Source organism: Dyadobacter sp. CY356 (genome assembly GCF_021440195.1).
In the GTDB taxonomy this organism is placed as follows: domain Bacteria; phylum Bacteroidota; class Bacteroidia; order Cytophagales; family Spirosomataceae; genus Dyadobacter.
On the sequence record NZ_JAJTSZ010000002.1, the window covers coordinates 1,264,511 to 1,287,252 of the forward strand.

Consider the following 22,742-nt stretch of genomic DNA (forward strand, 5'->3'; position numbering starts at 1 on the left):
TTTTCCAACGCTGGTTAAAAACCGGCATATTTTCTAATGTTTTCTGCATCAAACGGATAGCCGTTTTTGTTTTCGGTTTCAACTAAAAACATAAAAACTTCAACACGCCCCTCCAAAATTCCGAGCCATCCTGCTAATACAGCTTTTGAACCAGTATTTAATAAAACAGAACCATATTGAATAAAAAAATCAGGTGTGAATTTAGGCAAAACGGCAAACATATTTTCACCAAACCATTTATTTCTGATCGCAATTTCACCCAGAACGATGTTTGGCAGCGTGTAAACAAACAAGGATGGGCTTGGCGTTTTCTTTTCCAGATAAGATTCTCTGAAACGAATATCTGTATCTGCGCTCGATTCACTGTTCGCAAACAAAAGAGCGATTTCGTCATCAGCGTAATCCGTGAGCAAACCCGGATTTGTTTTTTTTATCAATTCGGATCCCAGAAAACCAGCCTGGGAAAGCATGTCCATTTTGTAAAATTTCGGATATTCCAAAGCGAGCTCTTTGTACAATTGCTTGAACCAGCTGTCAGCAGATTCCTCATTTTTCTGTAAAAAAATTTCTCCGTTTACAGAACAAACGTTGTCCTTAATATGACAATAGGCGGTAATAGAATTCATAATTTCCGAATAACTAAGGATGCATTACAACCTCCAAAACCTGACGCAGTTTTTAAAATTGTATTTAATTCGGAAGATTTATTTTCTGTGGCGATGTTTAAGGTTTTTGAAGTCCCGGATTCTTTAAACCCAAGGCTCTTGACCAGTAAATTATTTCGCATCATTTGCATTGAAATGGCTGTCTCGATGACGCCGGCAGCTCCCAGGGTGTGTCCAAAATATCCCTTTAGACTATTCAACGGCTTTTCATTTATTTCCAAACGGTCAAAGGCGATAGCCTCCATTTCATCATTGAAAACAGTGGCCGTCCCATGTGCAGAAATAAAATCGATCTCATTCCCTGAAATATGATTTTGTTCAAGCGTTTTCTTTACACTTCTAAACAACCCTTCACCTGTTCTGGAAGGACCGGAAATGTGGTTTGCATCATTGGCAGATGTGCCGGTATAGAGCTGAAAGGCAGTTTTCTTAAATATTTCTTTTGAATTTGATAATACAACCGCCGAACAACCCTCTCCCAAAGTGATTCCGTTTCTGTCCGCATCAAAGGGCGCGCAAGGCGCGTTGCTCACAGCGAAAAGGGATTGAAAACCAAACAAAACAAAGTTAGAAATGAGATCGCAACCTAATACAATGGCGTGATCATACATCCCTGCTTTGATAAAATTACCTGCAACATTGATCGCCAAAACCCCCGAAATACAGGCATTTGAAACCACCACCGGCTCGTTTGCCAACTGAAAATGCCTGGCAAAAGCATTTATCGAATCCGTAAATGGACTAGAAATATTTCTATCTAAATCACCCTTCGTTGAGCTTACGATTGTGATCGTTTTTTTTGATAAAGCGATTTCAGGATCAATCTGTTTTAAGACTTTCTCAAGGATATTAATAAGCAGCATTTCAAATTTATTCCGATCCGAAATTGCGGTTATTTTTGATAAGTGCATTGAGTCATCATTAAAGCCGGCATGGGGTATCAAAGAAATACCTGACCGGTTTTCGCAAACCGCCTGGAAATTTTCTTCAATGTTTTGTCCCAACGGACTTATTATTTCCTCAGCACCTATAAAAATCATTCTTTATTAATTCTGTCGGTAAGGCAATTCACTATTATGCTTGATTCAGACTAAATGATCCTCTTTCCAAATCCGGTAAAACTCTGGTGTCAACAATTCCAGCAGGCGGGTTTCACGATCCAGGAATACCTGCATTGTTTTTCCAACAGCGCAAATCTCGTTTGTTGACAAGTTAATTACCTGATATTCAAACATGATCTTGGCTGCTTTGGAAGAAACAAATTTGGTAATTACTTTAATCTTTTGTCCGTAAAAAACCGAAGCCTTGTGATCAATTTCCGATTTTACAATTGGAGTAAAATATCCTTTGTCAAAAATTGTTAAATATTCCAGCCCAAATTCTCTGCCAAAAGCCTCTCTTCCATCTTCGAAAAATTTGAGATAGTTACCATGCCAGACAACGCCCATGGCATCTGTTTCACTAAACCGTATATCAATTTCTATTTCAGAAGAAAGCATATTTTTTATAATCAGTTACGTAAAACGTTAACTAAAACGATTTAAGTAACTACAATTTTAATTTCACATTCAAGCAATTTACGCCCATTACAGTAATTTTCCCCTTTTACCAGAAAAATATTCCCTAACTGATGCGTGGGCGTGACCACAGTTTCAATTCTTGAATGAACAAAAGGAAGCTCAAAAACTTCCAGTTTCGTCACAGCGCCAATAAAACCGATCTTAGGTTCCGTGCCATTCCCCTGATCTATAAATCCGAAACCGGCAGCGCATGTTTGTGCAATATTTTCTATTAGTCCGGATTCTTCAAACTGACCCGAACGGACCAAAATGTTATTTTCTTCAATAAAAAAATCTGATTCAAAACGTTCCGCGTTTGCCAGAATCAGATTGTCGATCATCAAAAATGGTGCTCTGTGAGGAATGAAATTCGTAATATTTTCTTTTGTAATGATCATTCCTGAAAAAAATTGAAATAGTTAAACCACTGTTCGGGATACTGCCGGACTTTACGCTCTAACTCCGCCACATATAATTTAGCAATCTCTTCTGGCTTCATTTTGCCTTCAATCGGCGTTGTAGCACTTAAATGGTAACTAAACTTCCCATCTTTTGGAGCAAAAACAAAGGTTACAGGCGCATCAAATTTCGATGCAATAACAAAAGGACCAAATGGGAACTTCGCCTTTCTTCCAAGAAAATCAAGTTCGATAAATTTTGCACCTTCCAGATACCGGTCCGCATGAATGGCCACAAACTCGTTGTTTATCAAAGCATTACGAATTGAGATAATATGCGATAAATCATTTTTGATAGGAATAATCTTAAATCTGGAACCGCCCGTGGAAAGATCCATGAATTTTTTAATGCTTTCAACCTCGGCATCCAGCATGACAATGTTGATTGTGGGAGTAACTCTTCCTTTGAGCAAATTGCCGGCAGTTTCCCAGTTTCCCAGATGGGCACTTAGTAAAATTCCGCCTTTTCCCTGATCTCTTATGTCGAGTAAGTATTGCTCGTTTTCAAAAGTATGGGTGAAATTTTTATCCTTTCCCAGAAGAAAAGCGGCCCGGTCAAGCAAAGTCTGACCGAGAATAAAAAAGTTTTTTCTTACCAGATTTAGAGCAGGTTTGCCCGAAATATGTAGTGTTTTACTATAAAAATCAAGGAGAGACTCTTTCGGTTTTGCAGCATACAGATAGTAATAATACGATACTATCCTTAATAGCCCATAGGCAAAATTAAGTCCCAGGGCATTAATCAGAAAAAGGAAAATTTTATAGCCAAATAATGATCCTTTGGTTTTACCATCCCAACGGCTCATTCGTTACAGCGATAGTTTCTTTTGAATAAGTGCGTAGAAATCTCCGAAAGTTTCAATTTCTTTAAAATCTTCCCCGGTAACTTTAATATTCAAATTTTCTTCAATCAGCACAACCAGATCGACATAATCCAGACTATCCAGATCCAAAGTCTCTTTCAAACTATTCTCGGGAAGTATAAGATTTCTATCTACCTCAAACTCCTCCGACAAAAAACTCCTGGTATCCTCGATGATATCTCCCAATCCCATTGTAACAATTGTTTCATTCATGACTACAAAATTAATTTATTCTTTGGTTATAGTTTTCAAATTGACGTTAATTTTTAACATATAATCCATTAATTCATATAAATTTCACACAGATTATAATTTTTCAATACGTAAAACGTTAAGACGCAATTTTATAACTACAAAAATGTCAAAATTTACATTGTAACATTGAGCCGGTCAGTAACAATTACAATCATTAGTATTTATAATGATCACATAGTCTGACAGCGTTCCGGGCAATTGTCCGAAACTATCCGTTTCACCCCTGCCTCTTACTAGATTTTTTTTATTATCAATGTAGAATTTGTACCTCCAAAACCGAAAGAATTTGATAGAAAACAATCGATATTCTGTTCTTTGGTTTCTGCGATGATGTTGATTTTTGCAGACTCCTCGTCCGGATTTTCGAAATTGATATTGGGTGCCACAAAGCCTTCTTTCATCATCAGAAGGGAATATACGATTTCGCTCGCGCCGGCCATCCAGCATTCATGCCCTGTCATGGATTTAGTGGAACTGACAGGAACATTACCACCAAAAACTTCATAGATTGCTTTTGCTTCGCTGCTGTCACCAACCGGTGTTGATGTTGCGTGCGCGTTGATATAGTCGATATCTTCAACTGAAATCTCAGCATTTTTCAGTGCCATTTCCAAAGATCTGACCTGCCCATGCATACTTGGATTTGAAATATGATCGCCGTTTGAAGAAAAACCATAGCCTATCACTTCCGCAAGAATCGGCGCTCCACGTTTGACAGCCGCTTCATAAGATTCCAGAATAACCGTTGCCGCCCCGCCACTTGGAACAAGCCCGTCCCGATTACGATCAAACGGCCGGGAAGCTTTTGCAGGGTCAGATTCATGAATGGAGAAAGTCCCCAGTCCATCAAAACTGCACATGGCCGCCATGTTGATTTCCTGTGCACCACCACAAATAATTCTATCCTGTAATCCTTGTTTGATCATAATATATCCCATTCCAATCGAATGAGAACCGGAAGCACAAGCGGCACTTAATGTAAAATTGATACCTTTCAGTTTGAAAATAGTAGAAAGATTCATGTTCACGGTGCTATTCATATTTTGGAAAATAGCACCGCTTCCGATCAATGTCGTGTCAAATTTTTCTCTCGCTTTGTCCACCGCTTCCACAATGGAAGCTGCGGTACTGTCATTACCAAAAATAATTCCGGTTTCCGTCGTTTCCAGAAAATCGATTTCCAAACCAGACATTTCCATGGCTTCTTTTGTCGACATATATGCATACATAGCAGGCTGATGCATGCCCATACGCTGTCTTCTCGAAAGAAATGGTTTCAAATCAGGTTCTTTAACCATACCGGTAAGGGCAGACCGAAAACCAAAATCTTTGCGTTCCTGATCAAAAATAATACCACTTTTCCCGGCATATAATGATTTGGTAACCTCTCCGAGATTTTCTCCAAGACAGGAATAAATGCCAATTCCGGTGATAACGACTCTATGGTTCATTATGAATAAATTCCTCCGTTGATATTAATCACTTCTCCGGTGATGTAAGAAGCCTTCTCCGATGCCAGAAAACTGACGAGATGCGCCACTTCCTCTGCTTTCCCAAAACGATTCATCGGTATCATTTGTTTCAATTCATCCTCATTAAGGTCTTTGGTCATATCGCTGGTGATGAAACCGGGTGCGACCGCATTGACCGTTATTTTTCTTTTGGCAACTTCCTGCGCCAATGCTTTGGTAGAAGCGATCATTGCGCCTTTTGCCGCCGAATAATTGGTTTGCCCGGCTACACCCTTCAATCCTGATACAGAAGCAATGTTAATAATCCGCCCTGTTCTTTTACGAAGCATTTGCTGGATTACATTTTGCGTTACATTAAACAAGCCTTTGGTTGAAGTATTCAGGACATCGTCCCAATCTTTTTCCGGCATCCACATAAACAAGCCATCACGCGTGATCCCTGCGTTATTTACCAAAACGCTGATGGTATCATCCGGGTGACTTTCTTTCCAGCCATTCAAAGCCTCATCAACCTCTGTTTTGGTCTGAACATTAAATGGAAGCAACTCTCCATCACCACCATTTCCCTTGATTTCCGTCAGAGTTTCCTCTGCCGCTTCCTTATTGCTGGAATAATTGACCAAAATAAAAAGTCCATGGTCCTTGGCCAGTTGCACCGCAATGGCTCTACCTAACCCCCTGGATGCTCCTGTAACAAGTGCGCAATTCATATCGTAAACGGTGTTTCCTTGATTAATTGATACACATCCGCGATGCTTTCCGCAGGCGTTACGTCTTCCTTAATGAAGGATGCTTTCGTGCGGATCTGTGTATAAATCGCTTTTGTTTTTACTGATAATCTTTCTTTTTCTTCCGGTTCAAGCAGGTCAATTGCCTGGCAAATGGCCATGATATGAATTGCCATGACCTGATAAGAATTTTCAAGAACCTGTTTTGCAAGTACGGCACTATTGGTACCCATACTTACAATATCCTGATTATCATTGTTATTGGGAATACTATGGATATAAACCGAAGTGGATAGCGCCTGACTTTCGGCTGTTGTGGACGTAGCAGTAAACTGAATTCCCTGAAATCCAAAATTCAGCCCCCAGGTTCCGGCATTCAGGAAAGGCGGAAATTTACCATTTAACTTACTGTTCATCAAAAAGTTAAGCTGACGTTCCATAAGCATGGAAAGTTTGGTCAAGACAATTTTTACCTTGTCCATTTCCAGCGAAATATAATCACCATGGAAATTACCTCCGTGGAAAACATTATTTTCATCCGGCCTTACAATCGGATTGTCATTTGTAGAATTCAATTCATTTTCAACAACTTCCTGTGCATAATTGATGGTATCAACAATTGGCCCGATAATTTGCGGCACACAACGAATGGAATAATATTCCTGGATTTTCCTTTCAAATTCCCTGGTTTGAAGCGCAGTATCATCCTTAAATAACTCCTCACGATTCCGGATCATCTCACTTCCGGCAAGGAAATCCCGCATTTGCTCAGCAACATATTGCTGGCCTTTGTGATGTTTTACGGCATTTAATTCCCTGGAAAAAGAATCGTCGAAGGCTTCCATGATTTCATTCAGCATGGAAGAAGCAGCGATAGACCACTGAACCAAACGCTGGGCATAAATCAAATTAACAGCGGCAATTCCTGTCATACAGGAAGTTCCGTTGATCAATCCTAAACCATCGCGAAGCTCCATTTTAAGCGGAGCGATGCCATGTTTTGCCAAAACATCCGCCGTTTTCTGGCGAACGCCATTTTCGTAGACATAACCCTCACCAATCAGATTTAGCCCCAGATGAGAAAGCTGAACAAGATCACCACTCGCGCCAACACTGCCGTGTTCGAAAATTTCAGGAACGATACCCTTGTTCAAAAACAGCACCAATTGTTGAATAACCCCTGTGCTAATTCCCGAATTTCCCTGTAAAAATGAGTTCAGACGGGCAACCATCACACTCCGCGCGTAAGTTTCATCCAGCGGTTTGCCAATTCCACTGGAATGGCTGCGGATGAGATTATACTGCAAATGATTTAATTTATCCGTGTCAATCCGGTATTGCGCCATCGGGCCAAAACCGGTGTTGATACCGTATATGATTTTATCTTTTGAAAATTCAGTTAAGAAATCGAATGACTTTGAAACGTTGTTGAGTGCGTCTTCAGCTAGTAAAAATTCTTTCTTATCAATGGCATATTGCTCGATCTGAGCTAACGAAATACTACTCATTTATAGTTACTGTAATTAAAACCCATGTAAAATAAATCTTTTTTTATGGCTTTGACAAGAAACGCAATTTACCGGCCGACGTATCAATATTTTGTCAGGACACGTACATTTGTATAAATTTACCCCAAACTCACGTGCAAATCCATGATTGGAGATTTATTACTTAGACTAAATACCCTCCTTTCCCGCCACAAAACCGCTTTCTTTCTCTCGCTCCTCACCATCATTGCCATTCTTGGTTTTGGCATATCCCGATTAAAGATCACAGAAAGTATTTTTTCGACTTTACCAAAAGGCAAAACATTTGAAGAATTCAACAGACTGGTTGAAAATAAAAGTATCATTAACCAGATAGTTTTTTCAATCAATATAAAAAAGGAAACAGATACCGAAGATGCCAAAACGCTGGCGGAGAATTTCGCCGATGCTCTTGAAAAAAATACAAAAGGTTATATTAAAAACATTCAGGCTGTCCGCCCCAACGTTCAGCAGGATGTGTATGATTATACTTTTGCCCGATTCCCTGAACTTATTGATTCTTCATACTATCAGCATATTGCTAATAAAACAGTTTCGGATTCGATAAAAAATTCTGTTTCAAACGCTTACAAACAATTGCTGGCACCCGGCGGAACATTTTTACGTCAGTTTATTTTGAATGATCCGCTGGGAATTTCAGGAAAATATTTTCGCGACCTGAATGCCATTAACAATTCAAATGGTATGACGGTTGATGATGGTTTGATGCTTTCAAAAGATAGAAAGCAGATCATCGTGATGGCAGGGACGAATTACGATTCCGGAAATTCGTCCAAAAATATTGAATTATATCATCGTGTTGAAGTATTTAAAACCACCTGGAACAAACAACATCCTGATAATCAGTTCACTTACTTTGGCACTTTTGAAATTGCTGCACAGAACGCCATTCAGGTAAAACATGATTCATATACGACGATGATCATTGCATTATCGGCGATTTTGCTGATCATGATATTGTACTACCGAAAAATTCTGATTCCTTTTTATATCATATTACCTGCCATTTTCGGTGGCGTTTTTGCACTTGGGATGATCGGGTTTTTCAGACCGGAAATTTCAGGAATATCCTTGGCCACGGGCGCAGTACTGTTCGGAATTTTGCTGGATTACTCCTTCCATTTTTTCACGCATCTCCGGCATACAGGATCGGTGAAAATTGCTGTTAAAGAGGTAAGTGAGCCACTTTTAACTGGAAGTCTTACCACAATTCTTGCTTTTAGTGCGCTTCATTTCGCTAATTCTGTGGTTTTGCAGGATTTTGGATTATTCGCTTCGCTAAGTTTATCAGGTGCTGCACTTTTCACGCTGATCGGCTTACCTGTTATCTTACAGGCACTTCATTTTGACTACAAGAACATTCCGGGAGAAATCAAGTTTTTCAATTTTCCGAAAATACCTGCAAAACTCCGGTCGGCTATACTCTTTGCGGTAGCGATCCTGACCATTATTTTTCTTTACTATTCCCGATTCACAGAATTTGACAGTAGCCTGGAAAACCTAAGTATCCACAGCGCAGATCTTAAAGAAAAGGAGCAATTACTGACCGGAATCAATCCGGAAAATGAGAAAAGAATTTATGTTTTTTCAATGGATAACAACATAGAAAAAGCGAAAGAAGTGAACTATCAGGTTTTTCAAAAACTAACTTTACTTCAAGCAAATAAAAAAATTAACGGCTTCGTTTCCTCCGGTTCTTTTCTTATCCCTGAAAACCTGAAAAAAGAAAGAAAACAACGCTGGCTTAACTTCTGGAATAATGATAAAAAAACGCAGACATTTTCAATAACGGATCAATCTGCATCACAAAACGGATTTAATGGTGCTGCTTTTGATAATTTCAAAACATGGATTGCCGGGGAAAATGAAAATCCGGTAGACGAAAAGGAATTATTTCAGGAATTAGGTCTCAATAATCTGATTGACTTAAACCCCGGAAAAACGACACTTATAACAACTATTGTTGCGCGACAGGATCAATTAGCATCTGTAAAAGAAGCTTTGAGAAAAATAAACGGCGTTGAAATTTTTGACCGCGGCGAACTTGCAGCAGATCTGCTGACGATGGTGAAAGATGATTTCAATTATATCCTGATCATTTCGGCCTCGATCGTTTTCTTAACTTTATTGATTGTTTACGGGAGAATTGAATTAACGATTTTGTCATTTATGCCCATGGTAATCAGCTGGATATGGATTTTAGGCATTGCTGCTTTGCTGAGTATCAAATTCAATTTCGTCAACGTTGTTATTACCACTTTCATCTTCGGTCTGGGTGATGATTTTAGCATTTTTGTTACCGAAGGCCTTTTAAGTAAATATAAATATGGAAAAGATACGCTCCGCTCCTACCAGTCCGCGATTATGCTTTCCGCTTGCACAACCATCGTCGGCACCGGCGTACTCATTTTTGCCGAACATCCTGCCATTCATTCCATTGCATTGATAAGTGTTTTGGGTATAGCTTGCATTCTATTTGTATCGTTTATCGTCCAGCCTGTTGTTTTTAATTTTTTTGTTGAAAATCGTACCAAACGTAAAAAAGCGCCGGTCACGCTGCTCCCCTTTATTCTTAGTATTACGAGTTTCACTTATTTTCTTTCCGGTTGTTTATTTCTTCATTCCAAATTAATACTTATCATACTTCTGCCCATTTCAAAGATCAGAAAAAAGCAGATGATCAATAATTCACTGGCATTTTTTTCTAAAACTGTGATTTATTCTGGTCCGCATGTGAAGAAGAACTTTTCCGGAACTGAGCATATGAATATTTCCAAACCAGTCATTTACATAGCCAATCACACGTCTTTTCTTGACATTTTGCTGGCCATTATGATCAATCCGAAAATTGTTATGATGGTGAAAGGCTGGGTTTATAATTCTCCGTTTTTCGGTCCGATCATTCGTTTTGCAGGTTATATCTATACTGAGGCAGGTCCGGAAGAAAACATTGCGCAGATGAGAAAACTGATTCAGGAAGGTTATTCAATTCTTGTATTTCCTGAGGGAACACGCTCTGAAGACGGAAAAATTGGCCGGTTTCACAAAGGTGCATTTCATCTGGCCCAGGAATTAAATCTGGACATTCAGCCAATACTGATCCACGGTGCCTCGGATGTTTTGCCAAAGGGCGATTTCCTGATTCGTCCTGGTGCTTTGAATGTTCGTGTTTTGCCAAGATTAAATTATAACGACCCGAAATGGGGAGAAAATCTTCGTGATAAAACAAAAAATATCTCGGCACATTTTAAATCAGAATTTGAGTTGTATAAGGATGAAATGGAGGATACGACTTATTTGAAGCATAAAATTTTCACAAATTACGTCTTCAAAGGGCCTGTTCTGGAGTGGTATTTCAAAACGAAATGGAATCTGGAAGCGAAAAATTATACATATTATAACGAATTAATTGGCGACCGGAAAAACATTCTGGACATAGGCTGCGGCTACGGTTACCTTTCTTTTTATCTTCATTATAAAAACCAAAACCGGTTAATTACCGGGGTTGATTATGATGAAGACAAGATCTTAATCGCTCAAAATAGTTACAACAAAAACGAAAATCTGCAATTCCGGTATGAGGATGTTATGTCAACCAAAATGGCAAATCAGGATATAATATTTTTAAATGATATACTTCATTATCTTTCCGAAGAAAAACAGCAGATAGTGCTTAACCGGTGCGCAGAAGCACTTAATCCGGGTGGGATTTTGTTTATCCGGGACGGAATTACGGATCTCAAAGAAAAGCATAAAAATACGGAACGAACTGAGTCATTATCGACCGGACTGTTTTCGTTTAATAAAAAAGTAAGCGAATTTCATTTTTTCTCCTCCTCAGACATAAAAACATTTGCCGAAAAAAATCAACTGGATTTTGAAATGCAGGCGCATTCAAAAAATACCTCTAATGTATTGATCATTTTAAGAAAAAGATCTGAGACTTATGCCGTAGAATCATTTTCCGGGAATTGAATTAAAAACTGACGACAAAAGACCGTTCAATCAATAAAATAGAGAATCACAAAAATATTTATAAATCTTGTCAGGTTTTCCTGCCCGACATAAATTGGAAATAATCATTTACATGCAGCAACAATCTGAAAAGGAGTATGATTTTGTAATCGTTGGGAGCGGTTTGGGAGGATTGGTTTGTGCATATATATTGGCATCGGAAGGTCACAGCGTACTTGTTCTGGAAAAAAACCATCAGATTGGCGGCCTACTTCAGGTATATAGCCGGGATAAAACCATTTTTGATACGGGCGTTCATTACGTTGGCGGTTTGGATCCCGGTGAAAATCTTTACCAGTTTTTTAAATATCTGGGTATTCTTGACAAGATGAAACTTAAACGCATGGACGAAGAAAAGTTTGATGTTGTTCGGTTTGATGATGGGTCAGAATATTTTTACGGACAGGGATATGATCAGTTTAAGAAAAATATGATCGGATATTTCCCCGAAGAAATAGAAGCTATTGAGACTTATTGCGCCAAAATTAAGGAGACATGTGCAAAATTTCCGCTATATAATCTGACGGTATCCGGACCAAATTATCAGATGGATAACACCATGATGGAGCTTAATGCTTATGATTACATTTCTTCAATAACAACAAATGAAAGGCTTAGAAATGTACTGGCAGGCACGAATTTACTTTACGCCGGGGTGAAGGAAATGACACCGTTTTTTGTCCATGCCCTGATATTAAACAGCTATCTGTCAGGATCTTACAAATTTATTAATGGTGGCTCGCAGATTGCCATACAGTTAAGCCGTGGAATCCGGAATTTTGGAGGTGAGATTTTAAAACGTAAAAAAGTTGTAGGTGCACAGTATAATGATGCGGGAGAAATTACTGGTGTGGTTACGGAAAACGGAGAAGTTTTTAGAGGAAAACAGTTTATTTCAAATATTCATCCTGCCGTCACAATTGATATTTTTGGAGAAAATCGTTTTTTAGCGGTTTACCGGAACCGGATTCGTTCTTTGAAAAATAGTATTTCAACCTTTATCTTACACATTACTTTTAAGGAAAATTCTTTTGAATATCTGAATTACAATATCTATCAGCACCATAATGACGATGTTTGGGACGGTATTGAATATGATCAGGAAACATGGCCGCAGACCTATTTTGTATGCACGCCGTTTATTGCAAAAAATGAAAGATATGCTGAATCAATGTCCATCATGACCTACATGAAAAGTGAGGAAATTGAGGAATGGAGCCATACTTCACGAACGGTTTCTGAGCCGGGAGAACGTGAAGAATCATATCTAAGATTTAAAAAACGTAAGGAAGAGCAGATTTTGGAACGGATTAAAACACTTTTTCCCGGTATTGAAGATAAAATTCATTCAACACACAGCACTTCACCGCTTACATTCAGGGATTATATCGGGAACAAAGACGGCTCCTTGTATGGTGTTTTGCAAAATTCTGCTTCGCCTACGAGAACTCAGATTAATACAAAAACGAGAATACCGAATTTGCATTTAACCGGACAAAATATCGCAATGCACGGCATTCTGGGAGTGACCGCCAGTGCGTTTGTAACCTGCTTTTCATTTGTAGATAAAGATAAACTTATTCAAAAAGTAAAAGATGCATAATCATGCCGAAGTTGATGTGGTGGTTATCGGAGCCGGACCTGCCGGAACTGTTGCTGCATCCTATTTAAAAAAACAGGGATATGATATTACAATTTTAGAAAAAGAGAAATTTCCGCGTTTCCAAATCGGCGAAAGTCTCCTCCCTTGCTGCATGGAACACCTGGAAGAAGCTGATCTTTTGGAAGCTGTTGTGCCAAAAAACTTTCAGAAAAAAACCGGAGCAGCGTTTATGCGTGGTGAAAATCGCTGTGAATTTTTCTTTTCTGAACAATTTACAAAAGGCTGGACATGGACCTGGCAGGTGAAACGTGCAGATTTTGATCTGGCACTTGCGGAAGCTACGAGCGCCAAGGGTGTAGATGTTCATTTTGAATGTGAAGTACTGAATGTTAGCTGTTCAAAGGAAAAACAAGTTGTTGAATATAAAGATGTCAATGAAAATAAATTTACGATACAAGCAAAATTCATTATTGATTCGAGCGGATACGGACGTGTTTTGCCAAGATTATTTGACCTGAGCAAACCATCGGCATTCTCACCCCGCGGTGCTATTTTTTCACATTTGGAAGATAAGAACCGCACAGAAAAGGCAAGCAATAATATATTCGTCCACTCTTTCGATGATAACAAATCCTGGATATGGGCAATTCCGTTTTCCGATGGTTCTACCTCTGTTGGTGTGGTTGGAAATCGTGAAAAAATCGAAGAAATGGCAGAAAACGGTGGAGAAAAATATAAGACTTTCATCCGTGAATTTGATGATTTGAAGGGTCGTTTTAAAAATGCAGAGCTAAAATGGGAGCCCAAACATATTCTTGGCTATTCGGTTGGTGTGAAGCAGATGTATGGTGAAGGTTTTGTTTTATCCGGCAACAGTACCGAGTTCCTCGATCCGATTTTTTCATCCGGCGTTACTTTTGCCACAGCATCAGGTTTACTCTCCGCTAAGATGACGCACAAACATTTGCAGGGAAAAACTGTGGACTGGAAAAAAGAATATGAAGACGTTGTGCAGGGAGGGATTAATGTTTTCAGAAGTTATGTAAGCGGCTGGTATAGTGGAGATTTTCAAACAATTGTATTTGCAAAAAATGTCAATGAAGAGATTAAAAAGCAGATATGCTCCGTTTTAGCAGGATATGTTTGGGACCAATCCAATCCATTTGTAAAAAAGCATGATACCATTTTGCCCACACTGGCCAAAGTGATTAAAATGGACGAAAAATCACGTGCAGATTTGCTTTAATCTAATCAGCAAAAAGCTCCTGAAATAAGTACATATCAGAAGCTTTTTGTACTTTGACTCACAGCAGACATCAAAATAAACCCATGCTGAATGCCCTTATGGTGATTATAAATCAATATTTTCTCTGCCTTTCTGTGCAATTCCTTTGATAATTTAGTCTCATCCGGCATTTTCTTTCCAGTCAAAATATGAGCTCCCATCCAGACTGCAAAGGCAGTTGCGGTGGGAAAGTCACCGACCAGATTTTTGTAGGTATAGGCGGCACTACCAGGAAAATGGTTTTCAAGTATCCAATCGTACCAATGATCACTACGGCTGTCGCCATTATAGCCCAAAATCACCGTATCAATTTCTGAAAAGTCGATGTTATTTTTGCCTAAAAAAGAAATGAGCTTTTCGCTTAATTTACTTTCATCAGCATAGCTGATCTGATCTACATCGATTATATCCGCCACAGAATTTTCGGATTCTTCATCTTCAACGACAAACATGACCGCTGCTTCACCACAAACCGTTCCGGATGTCCCTGAACCAAGCAAGGTCTCCGTGGAACTTTCATCTTTCTTCCAGGTTCCGGCAAGCAGATCTATATTGAAATTATAATCTGAAATTTCTTCTATACTACCAAGCAGTAATGACCTCGCTTTTTTTTCATCAAACAATAAAAAAGCATCCATTAAAGCACCTTCAAAAGCCAAACCTTTATTAACGTGCGTGGCATTATATCCGGTGTTTTTGCTCATCAATGCCAGATTTCCGGCAACAGCATTGGGAGTGCTCTGGACGAAATTAGTAGGCGTTAAAGTACCTTCGTTGTAATCCACAATCTGATTCAGAAATTTGAGGCAATCTTCTAAACCACCGTTTGCGGTTGCCAGTATGATACCATCTAAATCCGGATTTTTTTGAATCAGGGGAAGTCCGGTGCCTACACCTATCCGAACTGCCTTTCCCATTCTACGAAGCAGCCCGGCTGGGATCAAAGTACCATAACCAGGCTCGATTGCCGAATATCTGTTTCCTGTCTTGGCTATGATCGCTCCTTCAAAAAAAGATTCGTCAAACGTTTGCTGAGCTGAGATACAGGATAAATCTTTAATAAACATATCGTTAATTTCACTAGAAACAGCTACTGAACAGCCATTTCGCCAACGGCCGTTGCCATAAATTGTTTTATTTCCTGACTATACTCCCTGACATGCTTTTCTTTCAGGATACTGCTCCATCCAAGTTCCGCTGCCATCAGATCTGCTACTTCGGGCAAGCATTTTAACGTAGCGTTCCAATCAGTAATTTCCATGCGTATTCTTCTGGCTAAAACATCCCTTGGGGTAATCGCCATTTCATGACGTACGGTGTAAATAATTTCTGCTTTGATATAAGGATAATTCGAGTCAAGCCTTTCCCCAAGTGCGGGATCTCCCGTTACAAGTTTCCCTATTTCACTTGCCTTCGAACCATATTTACTTACCAAATGCTTGCTCACATCTTCCGGCAAACTAAAATCCTTTACAAGAAATTTCCATGAATTGTAATCAAAATTCGCGCCACCGGTCAGCAAATGATCAGCTGTTAAACATTCATTGGTTTTTCCTAAAATAATATCTGCCTGATCGATTGTGTCTTTTGCCATCAAACGATACGTTGTCCACTTTCCACCCAGCAAACTAACCAGCCCCGAAACGTCATCTATTTCAATCTCATGATCCCTTAATAATGTCTTCGTCGACTTATTTGGATCAGCGGAAAGAAGTGGCCGCAAACCACCATAACCTGCTTTGATTTTTGATATATCAATTTCTTTATCCAGGTAAGGATTTAGCGTACTCACCAGATAGTCAACCTCTTTTTTATTCAAAGTAGCTTCATTCACAACATCTTGCGAGTCTGTATCCGTAGTCCCAAGCAACATGGAGCCTTCAAAAGGAATTGCAAAAACAACGCGACCATCCGGCGTTTTTGGAATTAACATCGCATTTTCACTATTCAGGACTTCGTACGGGAGCACGACATGAACACCCTTACTAGGCCTTATGCGGCCAGGCAAAGAGCTGTTAGCAAAATGCCTGATCTTATCAGAAAATGGCCCTGTGCAATTGATTACAATGTTTGCACTGATTGCAAATTCTTCCTCAGATTGTGTATCACGAACCTGCACACCTTTTAATTTACCGTGCTCATTTTTCTCAAAACCACTCACTTCAATATAATTGGCAACTGCCGCGCCTGCCTCAGAAGCCGATGTAGACAAAGCCAGACAATACCTTGCATCATCCAGCTGACCATCGTAATACATGACAGCGCTGTGTAATTTACTTCTGTTTAGTGTCGGGATTTTCGCAAGGACTTCTTCCTTTTTCAGCCATTTACTTTTTGGCAAAGAATCATTTGTGGCAAACCAGTCGTACATTCTAAGGCCAATACTAAAATAAAGTCCTTCTATCCAGGAACTTACCGGAGTCATCAAAGCCAGCGGCCTCGCAAGGTGCGGTGCATTGTTAAGTACAATATGGCGTTCTTCAAGTCCATGACGAACCTGTTTCAACTGTGCAAAATCAAGGTTTTTAAAGGCTTGTTCAAGATAGCGTACACCGCCATGAATCAGTTTTGTAGAACGCGAAGATGTCTCGGAAGCGAAATCCTTTCGGTCGATCAGGGCAACTTTATAACCTCTTAAAACTGCATCCAGAGCGCAACCGGCACCACTTGCGCCTGCTCCAATAATACAAATATCAAAATGCTCATTTTTTAATCTAAGGAGTGACTCGTTACGATTCATGCAAGCGGGTATAATATTTGTATTTCTTATCAACATACAAAAGTACAAAGATGAGCATTGTTATTACATTAAATAATTTATAAAATAAATTCCATCAGTGATGTGACATCTTTGCTATTTTTCCGTCTGAGAGTTGTTGTATTTGAAAAATACAGTAGCTTTGAACTCAATAGTTAAACTTTTTTTACACACAAAAAACAATTTTTTACAATGGGACTAATGTCATTTTTTCAGGGAGTAGGAGAAAAAATTTTCCACAAAGAAGCCGCAGCAGCTCCAACGCCGGAGACAGAACCACTTCGTGCCAGCGCTCTTTTGGCTCACGTGAAGCAACTTGGATTGGCATATAATTCCCTTTCCGTGAAAACTTCAACCGATACTGTTACGATAGAAGGTGAAGTTGCAAAACAGGAAGATGCGGAAAAAATCGCTCTTGCAGTAGGTAATGTTGAAGGAGTTAAAATAGTAGATAACCGTTTGAAAGTTGCAACGCCTGCTCCGGAAGCTACCTATCATACAGTAGTAAAAGGAGACACACTTTCTCTGATTGCGAAAGAAGTTTATGGTGATATGATGAAATATCCGATTATTTTCGAAGCAAATAAACCTATGTTGACCCACCCAGATAAAATCTATCCGGGCCAGGTTCTACGTATCCCGGCACTTTAATGAGCTGGTGGCTTTTAGGTGTTAGCTTTTAGCATAAAAAAAATGACAATCCTTTCGGATTGTCATTTTTTTTATGTCGAAGAAGACTGATTATTAATCTTCTGCTGCGATTACGTTCAAAGTTACTTTGTGTTTCACTTCTTTGTGTAGATCGATAAGTGCTGAATAAGTACCAACCGATTTTACGTCATCAACAGTAATTTTCTTACGGTCAATATCAAAACCTTTTGATTTAAGAACGTCAGCAACCTGTGTGTTCGTAACACGTCCGAAAATACGGCCGCTTTCTCCAACTACAGTGCGAATGTCAATGATCAAATCGCCAATTGCAGAGGCAATATCTTCTGCATCTTTTTTAAGCTTTTCAGCTTTGTGAGCAGCCTGACGTACGTTTTCTGCAACGATTTTACGATTAGAGTCATTAGCCAATAAGGCAAAACCCTGCGGAATAAGGTAGTTACGACCGAAACCCGCTTTTACATTCACGATGTCGTTCTTATAACCTACTCCGGCAATATCAGTTATTAGTATGATTTCCATTGTTAGTATCTCTTTCTATTTTATTTCAATTGATCAGCAACAAATGGCAATAACGCCAAGTGACGTGCTCTTTTAATTGCCTGAGATACTTTACGCTGGTATTTCAAGCTAGTACCTGTAAGACGACGTGGCAAGATCTTTCCTTGCTCATTTACAAGTTTCAACAAAAAGTCAGGATTCTTGTAATCAATGTATTTAATACCCGCTTTCTTAAAACGGCAGTATTTTTTGCGGTTGATGTTTTTTTCAACCGGTTCGTTTACGAGTGACATAGCTTATGCTTCGGTTTTAGATTCAGTTGTTTCTTCTTTCTTTCTTCCAATCAGACCTTTACGTTTTTTCTCATTGTAAGCAAGAGAATCTTTGTCAAGGGCGATAGTCAAGAAACGCATAACGCGTTCGTCACGACGGAACTCCGTCTCCAAAACATCAACAACAGCACCACTTTCTGCTGCATACTCAAACACATTGTAGTAACCTGTGTTTTTCTTTTGAATGGGGTAGGCTAGCTTACGCAATCCCCAGTTTTCTTCGTGTACAAGCGTACCACCATTCTCAGTGATAAGCGTACGGAATTTTTCAACGGCGTCCCTCATCTGAGCCTCAGACAAGATGGGAGTTAGAATGAACACCGTTTCATACTGCTTAGACATACGGCAAATATTTAAATATAAATTGAATTTAATCCTCATTCGGGATTACTGGAATCCATAATGAGGGTGCAAAAATAGGGCTTGGAATCGAGAATTCCAAGCCCTGTATATATTTATCAGAAAGTTAAGCTGTTATAGATTATTTTACAGTAAAATCTCCCTGTCCGATTTTAAATCCTTCGCTGTAAACTTCGATCGCATATTTCCCGTCTTTCATTGGAATTCCACCACGACCGTAGAAAATATCAACCTGCTGACGGCTGTTTGTAAAATTTACAGTTTGTTTTGAACTGTAAATCATTTCTTTGCCATTATAATTAAATGCACCTGAGCCGGTTGCCATATCTGAAAGTACCGCCCCGTCGGGATCAAGAATACGCAGATAAATATCCTTTTCATTTTGTTTGGCAACTGCATTTTCACCCAGCTTGAAGCTAACGCGCAGTTTATCAATTCTTTTTGCTCTGAATTTATCACCATCACGTTCTTTCCCTTTTGCAGAAACCGCATGGATGGTAAGTTCTTCGGTACGTAAAGCAGAAGCCAGAGTTACTTTTTCAGCCAGTTCGCGGTTTTGAGCTGAATAATTATTAACAGAATCATTCAAAAGTTGCTTTTCAGATTCCAGTCCTGTAACCTGCTGGCTCAGTTCCTGGTTTTTGTTTGTCACGATACCTAACTCCTCACGAAGATTATTAATTTCAGTATCTTTTTGTGATAAAACATTTTCATAGGATTTAATTTTCTTATTGAAATTCGAAGCCGAGAAATTGTTCACGTTTTTCAATTCCTCCTTATCTTTTTCAAGTTGTTTTTTCAATTCGATCAAAGAATCCACGCTTCCACCCAATTGCTGTATCTCAGCGATTTTCGTATCCAATTCGGCAGAAATTGAATCAAGCTTTGTTTTGGTAAACAAGACCTCTTCGGTTTTTGCCGTTATAATATCGTCCTTAACTCTATTTTCCTGTTTTTCGTGATAGATAAAATAAACAAGTACCAAATTAAGCAATGCTAAAACGGCCAGAGCAGCCCATAGAAGAGTTTTCCGATCTTGCTTTTGTTCTTGATTATAGTCCATAAAGAGAGTTAATTTTTTAATTAGTTGGTAAAAGAACTACGTTTTTTTCAATTTTGAAATAAGTTAAGCCCTATTTCTGAAAAGTAAGGCCAAAATATCCCTTGTAAATTATTCGTTATTAAAAATTTCATATAATCACAATGCCTGAAATTGCTCAAAACATCAAGCAAATTGAAGACCAGTTACAACAGAAAGCCAGGTTAATTGCTGTAACTAAAACCAAGCCAACGGAAGTTTTGGAAGAAACCTATCAGGCAGGCTTCCGCCGTTTTGGAGAGAACAAAGTTCAGGAAATGACGGCAAAGTACGAAGTTTTACCCAAAGATATCGAATGGCACATGATTGGGCACCTACAATCGAACAAGGTAAAATATATGGCGCCTTATGTTTCGATGATTCATTCGGTTGATAATTTCAAACTTTTAAAAGAGATCAATAAGGAAGCGGCAAAAAACAATCGGATCATTGATTGTCTTCTTCAGATATTTATAGCTGAGGAAGAAACAAAATTCGGTCTCTCGGATGAAGAAGCAAAAGAAATCCTGGAATCTGATGACTTAGTTTCGCTTAATAATATCCGGATTGTCGGACTGATGGGAATGGCATCCAATTCTGATAACCAGGAAAAAGTACGCCTCGAATTCCGACATTTAAAAACGCTTTTTGATTCCTTCAAAACATACGAAAAAGGTAATGTTGAAATGCGCGAACTTTCCATGGGAATGAGCGGAGATTTCCTGCTTGCTGTCGAAGAAGGCAGTACTCTGGTGAGAGTAGGAAGCGCAATTTTCGGCGCCAGATAATAGTAAATTTATTTTAAAGAGAGGGTTCCTGATTATAATTCTCTCTTTAAAATAGTTTTATCCAATACAGAAGCGACTTTTTCTTTTACAAATTCGAAAGAAAGTTCAGCACACATTTTCCCATCCTGACGCACAAAAAAGGCATTTTCCTGTCGCCCATAACTTCCCGAATAAGGATTATAAGATGGAAAAGCACCCAATGAGCCCATCAAAATAACACCTGTGGTACTTACAGCATTTGCCAAATGAGACGGGCCGCTATCAAGTCCGATGAAAAAATCAGCTCTTTTAATAACTTCTGCGGTTTCCAGAATTGATAATTGTCCGCACAAATTTCTGTAACCTGACTCTTTCGTACTTAAATTACTTTTCAACCCAATTTCAACAATTTTGTATGAATAAGTTTCCGAAATCCATCCTACAAGCTGATCCCAACGTTCTGCCGGCCAATCTTTTGGCGCATAGTTTGACTGGCAATGAATGACAATAAAACGTTCCGGTAAATTTAAAGAATCTGCTTTTTGACGGTGCTGATCCTGAAGATATAACCTCGGCTGATCATCCGCCGGAAATGGAAGTTCACTGCTTACCAAACCGGCGGTCTGAGCAAAAACTTCCAGCAAATTCCCGAAATTAAAATAGGTACTTACGTTGATGCCTTTTCGCTCTGCAATAGGATTGTCTATGGTAACCTGACATTTTGCACAATGATTATTATTACTGAATTGAAGCGGATAAATCTTATCAAAGACGTTTTTTTCAAATAAAATCCTCCGTTGGGTCACACAAAATTCACCAAAAGTTTCATCAACCGCAGGATTAAAATCGATCAATTCATGATAGGTTGGCTTTACAAACCATACTATATGGGCATTTGGATGCAATGAGCGAACATACCGGCTTATAGGCTCAGCAGCAACAATGTCACCAAAATGTTCCGTCCTGACGATGGCAATCAGCTCTTTGCCTTTTTCAAATTTTGCTTTTTTCGTTTTGAAATAAGTATAAGCCTGAAATGCCAGAAAGTGGGCTTTAAGAATATGTGAATACTTAAAATAGCGGTGTGTCCAAAGCTGCCTGAAACGTTCTATTGTCATTTTATAATCTTTTCCCTGATACTATATTTCAGATTGTGGTTCTGCCTGCAAGTTAAAATAATTTTTCGTCAAAGAGTTGGTTACCCCTTTTCCCAAACCTAACTTTGCCGGTAAGCCATAACGACAAATAATAAACTTTCAACGCTCAGTATATATGAAATTTATAATTCAGGCAGGCGGCATTTTTGGTGCATTGGCCGTAGCACTTGGTGCATTTGGTGCCCACGCTTTAAAGGGAATGCTTGAAGCATCAGGCCGAATGGATACATTTGAAACGGCGGTTAAGTATCAATTCTACCATGCTCTGGCTATGGTCCTGGTTGGACTTTTATTGCAACGTGCAGGTGAAGATGCAATAAAATTATTGGCTTGGTCCGGTCATGCGTTCATTTTTGGAGTAATCATTTTCTCAGGATCGTTATATGCAATTTGCTTTACAGGCATCACAAAATTTGGAGCAACAGCACCAATTGGCGGTTTATTGCTGATTGTTGGATGGATATTACTTGTTATGGCGGCCGGGAAACTTTGAATTAATGGTTAATGGTTAATGGTTGATGGTTAATGGTTAATGGTTAATGAATGTGATTGCCTAAAATAGGTTGCCTTCAGTTTAAAATTATGAATAAAGTTTAAAATTGAATTATACATTGATCTGGATTTTGGTTTTTAGACTCTGATGCAGTCCAGATTGATAATTTAGACCTATC

The 22,742-nt window shown here is 39.0% G+C and carries 22 protein-coding genes; 6 read left to right on the forward strand and 16 right to left on the reverse strand.

Annotated elements, in window-relative coordinates:
• Nucleotides 1-14 precede the first annotated feature (14 nt).
• From LXL81_RS11690 to hutH, 9 genes are all read right to left on the reverse strand, one after another.
• Nucleotides 15-626: a hypothetical protein gene (locus LXL81_RS11690; protein WP_234646964.1), complete on the reverse strand. Its 612-nt coding sequence runs from the start codon at nt 624-626 to the stop codon at nt 15-17.
• A complete protein-coding gene (locus LXL81_RS11695) occupies nt 623-1,705 on the reverse strand; it encodes a beta-ketoacyl synthase N-terminal-like domain-containing protein (protein WP_234646965.1) in 1,083 nt (360 codons plus the stop codon). Before LXL81_RS11695 ends, LXL81_RS11690 begins: the two co-directional genes overlap by 4 nt.
• 45 nt (nt 1,706-1,750) lie before the next feature.
• Complete coding sequence (locus LXL81_RS11700; RefSeq protein ID WP_234646966.1) at nt 1,751-2,164, reverse strand: thioesterase family protein; 414 nt, start codon at nt 2,162-2,164, stop codon at nt 1,751-1,753.
• A 41-nt stretch (nt 2,165-2,205) separates the two neighbouring features.
• A complete protein-coding gene (locus tag LXL81_RS11705) occupies nt 2,206-2,622 on the reverse strand; it encodes a hypothetical protein (RefSeq protein ID WP_234646967.1) in 417 nt (138 codons plus the stop codon).
• Entirely contained in the window at nt 2,619-3,488 is an 870-nt protein-coding gene (locus tag LXL81_RS11710) for a lysophospholipid acyltransferase family protein (protein WP_234646968.1), read from the reverse strand. Before LXL81_RS11710 ends, LXL81_RS11705 begins: the two co-directional genes overlap by 4 nt.
• A gap of 3 nt (nt 3,489-3,491) precedes the next feature.
• A complete protein-coding gene (locus tag LXL81_RS11715; protein ID WP_234646969.1) occupies nt 3,492-3,758 on the reverse strand; it encodes a phosphopantetheine-binding protein in 267 nt (88 codons plus the stop codon).
• 275 nt (nt 3,759-4,033) lie between these two features.
• A complete protein-coding gene (locus tag LXL81_RS11720; protein ID WP_234646970.1) occupies nt 4,034-5,251 on the reverse strand; it encodes a beta-ketoacyl synthase in 1,218 nt (405 codons plus the stop codon).
• Nucleotides 5,251-5,982 (reverse strand): 3-oxoacyl-ACP reductase FabG, encoded by a 732-nt coding sequence (fabG, locus tag LXL81_RS11725; RefSeq protein WP_234646971.1) that lies wholly within the window; start codon nt 5,980-5,982, stop codon nt 5,251-5,253. Before fabG ends, LXL81_RS11720 begins: the two co-directional genes overlap by 1 nt.
• Nucleotides 5,979-7,508 (reverse strand): histidine ammonia-lyase, encoded by a 1,530-nt coding sequence (hutH, locus tag LXL81_RS11730; RefSeq protein WP_234646972.1) that lies wholly within the window; start codon nt 7,506-7,508, stop codon nt 5,979-5,981. Before hutH ends, fabG begins: the two co-directional genes overlap by 4 nt.
• Nucleotides 7,509-7,652: 144 nt before the next feature.
• Between hutH and LXL81_RS11735 the strand changes: the two genes are divergently transcribed.
• The 3 genes from LXL81_RS11735 to LXL81_RS11745 all read left to right on the forward strand — a co-directional run bounded on the left by LXL81_RS11735 (nt 7,653) and on the right by LXL81_RS11745 (nt 14,410).
• Nucleotides 7,653-11,522, forward strand: a complete 3,870-nt coding sequence (locus LXL81_RS11735) for a trifunctional MMPL family transporter/lysophospholipid acyltransferase/class I SAM-dependent methyltransferase (RefSeq protein ID WP_234646973.1) — start codon at nt 7,653-7,655, stop codon at nt 11,520-11,522.
• 112 nt (nt 11,523-11,634) lie between these two features.
• Complete coding sequence (locus tag LXL81_RS11740) at nt 11,635-13,164, forward strand: NAD(P)/FAD-dependent oxidoreductase (protein ID WP_234646974.1); 1,530 nt, start codon at nt 11,635-11,637, stop codon at nt 13,162-13,164.
• Nucleotides 13,157-14,410, forward strand: coding sequence for an NAD(P)/FAD-dependent oxidoreductase (locus LXL81_RS11745; RefSeq protein ID WP_234646975.1), 1,254 nt, complete (start codon nt 13,157-13,159; stop codon nt 14,408-14,410). Before LXL81_RS11740 ends, LXL81_RS11745 begins: the two co-directional genes overlap by 8 nt.
• Nucleotides 14,411-14,445: 35 nt before the next feature.
• Here LXL81_RS11745 and LXL81_RS11750 read toward each other — a convergent pair whose 3' ends face one another.
• Entirely contained in the window at nt 14,446-15,516 is a 1,071-nt protein-coding gene (locus LXL81_RS11750; RefSeq protein ID WP_234646976.1) for a beta-ketoacyl synthase chain length factor, read from the reverse strand.
• A 23-nt stretch (nt 15,517-15,539) separates the two neighbouring features.
• Complete coding sequence (locus tag LXL81_RS11755; protein ID WP_234646977.1) at nt 15,540-17,189, reverse strand: glycerol-3-phosphate dehydrogenase/oxidase; 1,650 nt, start codon at nt 17,187-17,189, stop codon at nt 15,540-15,542.
• 210 nt (nt 17,190-17,399) lie between these two features.
• Between LXL81_RS11755 and lysM the strand changes: the two genes are divergently transcribed.
• Nucleotides 17,400-17,858, forward strand: coding sequence for a peptidoglycan-binding protein LysM (gene lysM, locus LXL81_RS11760; RefSeq protein WP_234646978.1), 459 nt, complete (start codon nt 17,400-17,402; stop codon nt 17,856-17,858).
• Between the two features lie 93 nt (nt 17,859-17,951).
• Here lysM and rplI read toward each other — a convergent pair whose 3' ends face one another.
• The 4 genes from rplI to LXL81_RS11780 form a co-directional block, all read right to left on the reverse strand.
• A complete protein-coding gene (gene rplI, locus LXL81_RS11765) occupies nt 17,952-18,398 on the reverse strand; it encodes a 50S ribosomal protein L9 (RefSeq protein ID WP_234646979.1) in 447 nt (148 codons plus the stop codon).
• 20 nt (nt 18,399-18,418) lie between these two features.
• Nucleotides 18,419-18,670: a 30S ribosomal protein S18 gene (gene rpsR, locus LXL81_RS11770; RefSeq protein WP_015811483.1), complete on the reverse strand. Its 252-nt coding sequence runs from the start codon at nt 18,668-18,670 to the stop codon at nt 18,419-18,421.
• A 3-nt stretch (nt 18,671-18,673) separates the two neighbouring features.
• A complete protein-coding gene (gene rpsF, locus LXL81_RS11775) occupies nt 18,674-19,051 on the reverse strand; it encodes a 30S ribosomal protein S6 (RefSeq protein ID WP_234646980.1) in 378 nt (125 codons plus the stop codon).
• A 139-nt stretch (nt 19,052-19,190) separates the two neighbouring features.
• A complete protein-coding gene (locus tag LXL81_RS11780; RefSeq protein ID WP_234646981.1) occupies nt 19,191-20,132 on the reverse strand; it encodes a hypothetical protein in 942 nt (313 codons plus the stop codon).
• A gap of 140 nt (nt 20,133-20,272) precedes the next feature.
• On the opposite strand from LXL81_RS11780, the gene LXL81_RS11785 reads away from it, so the two are divergent.
• Nucleotides 20,273-20,935, forward strand: coding sequence for a YggS family pyridoxal phosphate-dependent enzyme (locus LXL81_RS11785; RefSeq protein ID WP_234646982.1), 663 nt, complete (start codon nt 20,273-20,275; stop codon nt 20,933-20,935).
• 32 nt (nt 20,936-20,967) lie between these two features.
• Here the strand turns inward: LXL81_RS11785 and LXL81_RS11790 are convergent, their stop codons facing one another.
• Nucleotides 20,968-22,032: a glycosyltransferase family 9 protein gene (locus tag LXL81_RS11790; RefSeq protein ID WP_234646983.1), complete on the reverse strand. Its 1,065-nt coding sequence runs from the start codon at nt 22,030-22,032 to the stop codon at nt 20,968-20,970.
• Nucleotides 22,033-22,186: 154 nt separating this feature from the next.
• Here LXL81_RS11790 and LXL81_RS11795 point away from each other — a divergent pair, with 154 nt between their 5' ends.
• Nucleotides 22,187-22,564 (forward strand): DUF423 domain-containing protein, encoded by a 378-nt coding sequence (locus LXL81_RS11795; RefSeq protein ID WP_234646984.1) that lies wholly within the window; start codon nt 22,187-22,189, stop codon nt 22,562-22,564.
• Nucleotides 22,565-22,742: the final 178 nt, after the last annotated feature.

Bases quoted from the DNA above. Each gene is read 5' to 3' on its own strand.
- LXL81_RS11690 (WP_234646964.1), bottom strand. From the start codon at position 626: ATGAATTCTATTACCGCCTATTGTCATATTAAGGACAACGTTTGTTCT.
- LXL81_RS11695 (WP_234646965.1), bottom strand. From the start codon at position 1,705: ATGATTTTTATAGGTGCTGAGGAAATAATAAGTCCGTTGGGACAAAAC.
- LXL81_RS11700 (WP_234646966.1), bottom strand. From the start codon at position 2,164: ATGCTTTCTTCTGAAATAGAAATTGATATACGGTTTAGTGAAACAGAT.
- LXL81_RS11705 (WP_234646967.1), bottom strand. From the start codon at position 2,622: ATGATCATTACAAAAGAAAATATTACGAATTTCATTCCTCACAGAGCA.
- LXL81_RS11710 (WP_234646968.1), bottom strand. From the start codon at position 3,488: ATGAGCCGTTGGGATGGTAAAACCAAAGGATCATTATTTGGCTATAAA.
- LXL81_RS11715 (WP_234646969.1), bottom strand. From the start codon at position 3,758: ATGAATGAAACAATTGTTACAATGGGATTGGGAGATATCATCGAGGAT.
- LXL81_RS11720 (WP_234646970.1), bottom strand. From the start codon at position 5,251: ATGAACCATAGAGTCGTTATCACCGGAATTGGCATTTATTCCTGTCTT.
- fabG (WP_234646971.1), bottom strand. From the start codon at position 5,982: ATGAATTGCGCACTTGTTACAGGAGCATCCAGGGGGTTAGGTAGAGCC.
- hutH (WP_234646972.1), bottom strand. From the start codon at position 7,508: ATGAGTAGTATTTCGTTAGCTCAGATCGAGCAATATGCCATTGATAAG.
- LXL81_RS11735 (WP_234646973.1), top strand. From the start codon at position 7,653: ATGATTGGAGATTTATTACTTAGACTAAATACCCTCCTTTCCCGCCAC.
- LXL81_RS11740 (WP_234646974.1), top strand. From the start codon at position 11,635: ATGCAGCAACAATCTGAAAAGGAGTATGATTTTGTAATCGTTGGGAGC.
- LXL81_RS11745 (WP_234646975.1), top strand. From the start codon at position 13,157: ATGCATAATCATGCCGAAGTTGATGTGGTGGTTATCGGAGCCGGACCT.
- LXL81_RS11750 (WP_234646976.1), bottom strand. From the start codon at position 15,516: ATGTTTATTAAAGATTTATCCTGTATCTCAGCTCAGCAAACGTTTGAC.
- LXL81_RS11755 (WP_234646977.1), bottom strand. From the start codon at position 17,189: ATGAATCGTAACGAGTCACTCCTTAGATTAAAAAATGAGCATTTTGAT.
- lysM (WP_234646978.1), top strand. From the start codon at position 17,400: ATGGGACTAATGTCATTTTTTCAGGGAGTAGGAGAAAAAATTTTCCAC.
- rplI (WP_234646979.1), bottom strand. From the start codon at position 18,398: ATGGAAATCATACTAATAACTGATATTGCCGGAGTAGGTTATAAGAAC.
- rpsR (WP_015811483.1), bottom strand. From the start codon at position 18,670: ATGTCACTCGTAAACGAACCGGTTGAAAAAAACATCAACCGCAAAAAA.
- rpsF (WP_234646980.1), bottom strand. From the start codon at position 19,051: ATGTCTAAGCAGTATGAAACGGTGTTCATTCTAACTCCCATCTTGTCT.
- LXL81_RS11780 (WP_234646981.1), bottom strand. From the start codon at position 20,132: ATGGACTATAATCAAGAACAAAAGCAAGATCGGAAAACTCTTCTATGG.
- LXL81_RS11785 (WP_234646982.1), top strand. From the start codon at position 20,273: ATGCCTGAAATTGCTCAAAACATCAAGCAAATTGAAGACCAGTTACAA.
- LXL81_RS11790 (WP_234646983.1), bottom strand. From the start codon at position 22,032: ATGACAATAGAACGTTTCAGGCAGCTTTGGACACACCGCTATTTTAAG.
- LXL81_RS11795 (WP_234646984.1), top strand. From the start codon at position 22,187: ATGAAATTTATAATTCAGGCAGGCGGCATTTTTGGTGCATTGGCCGTA.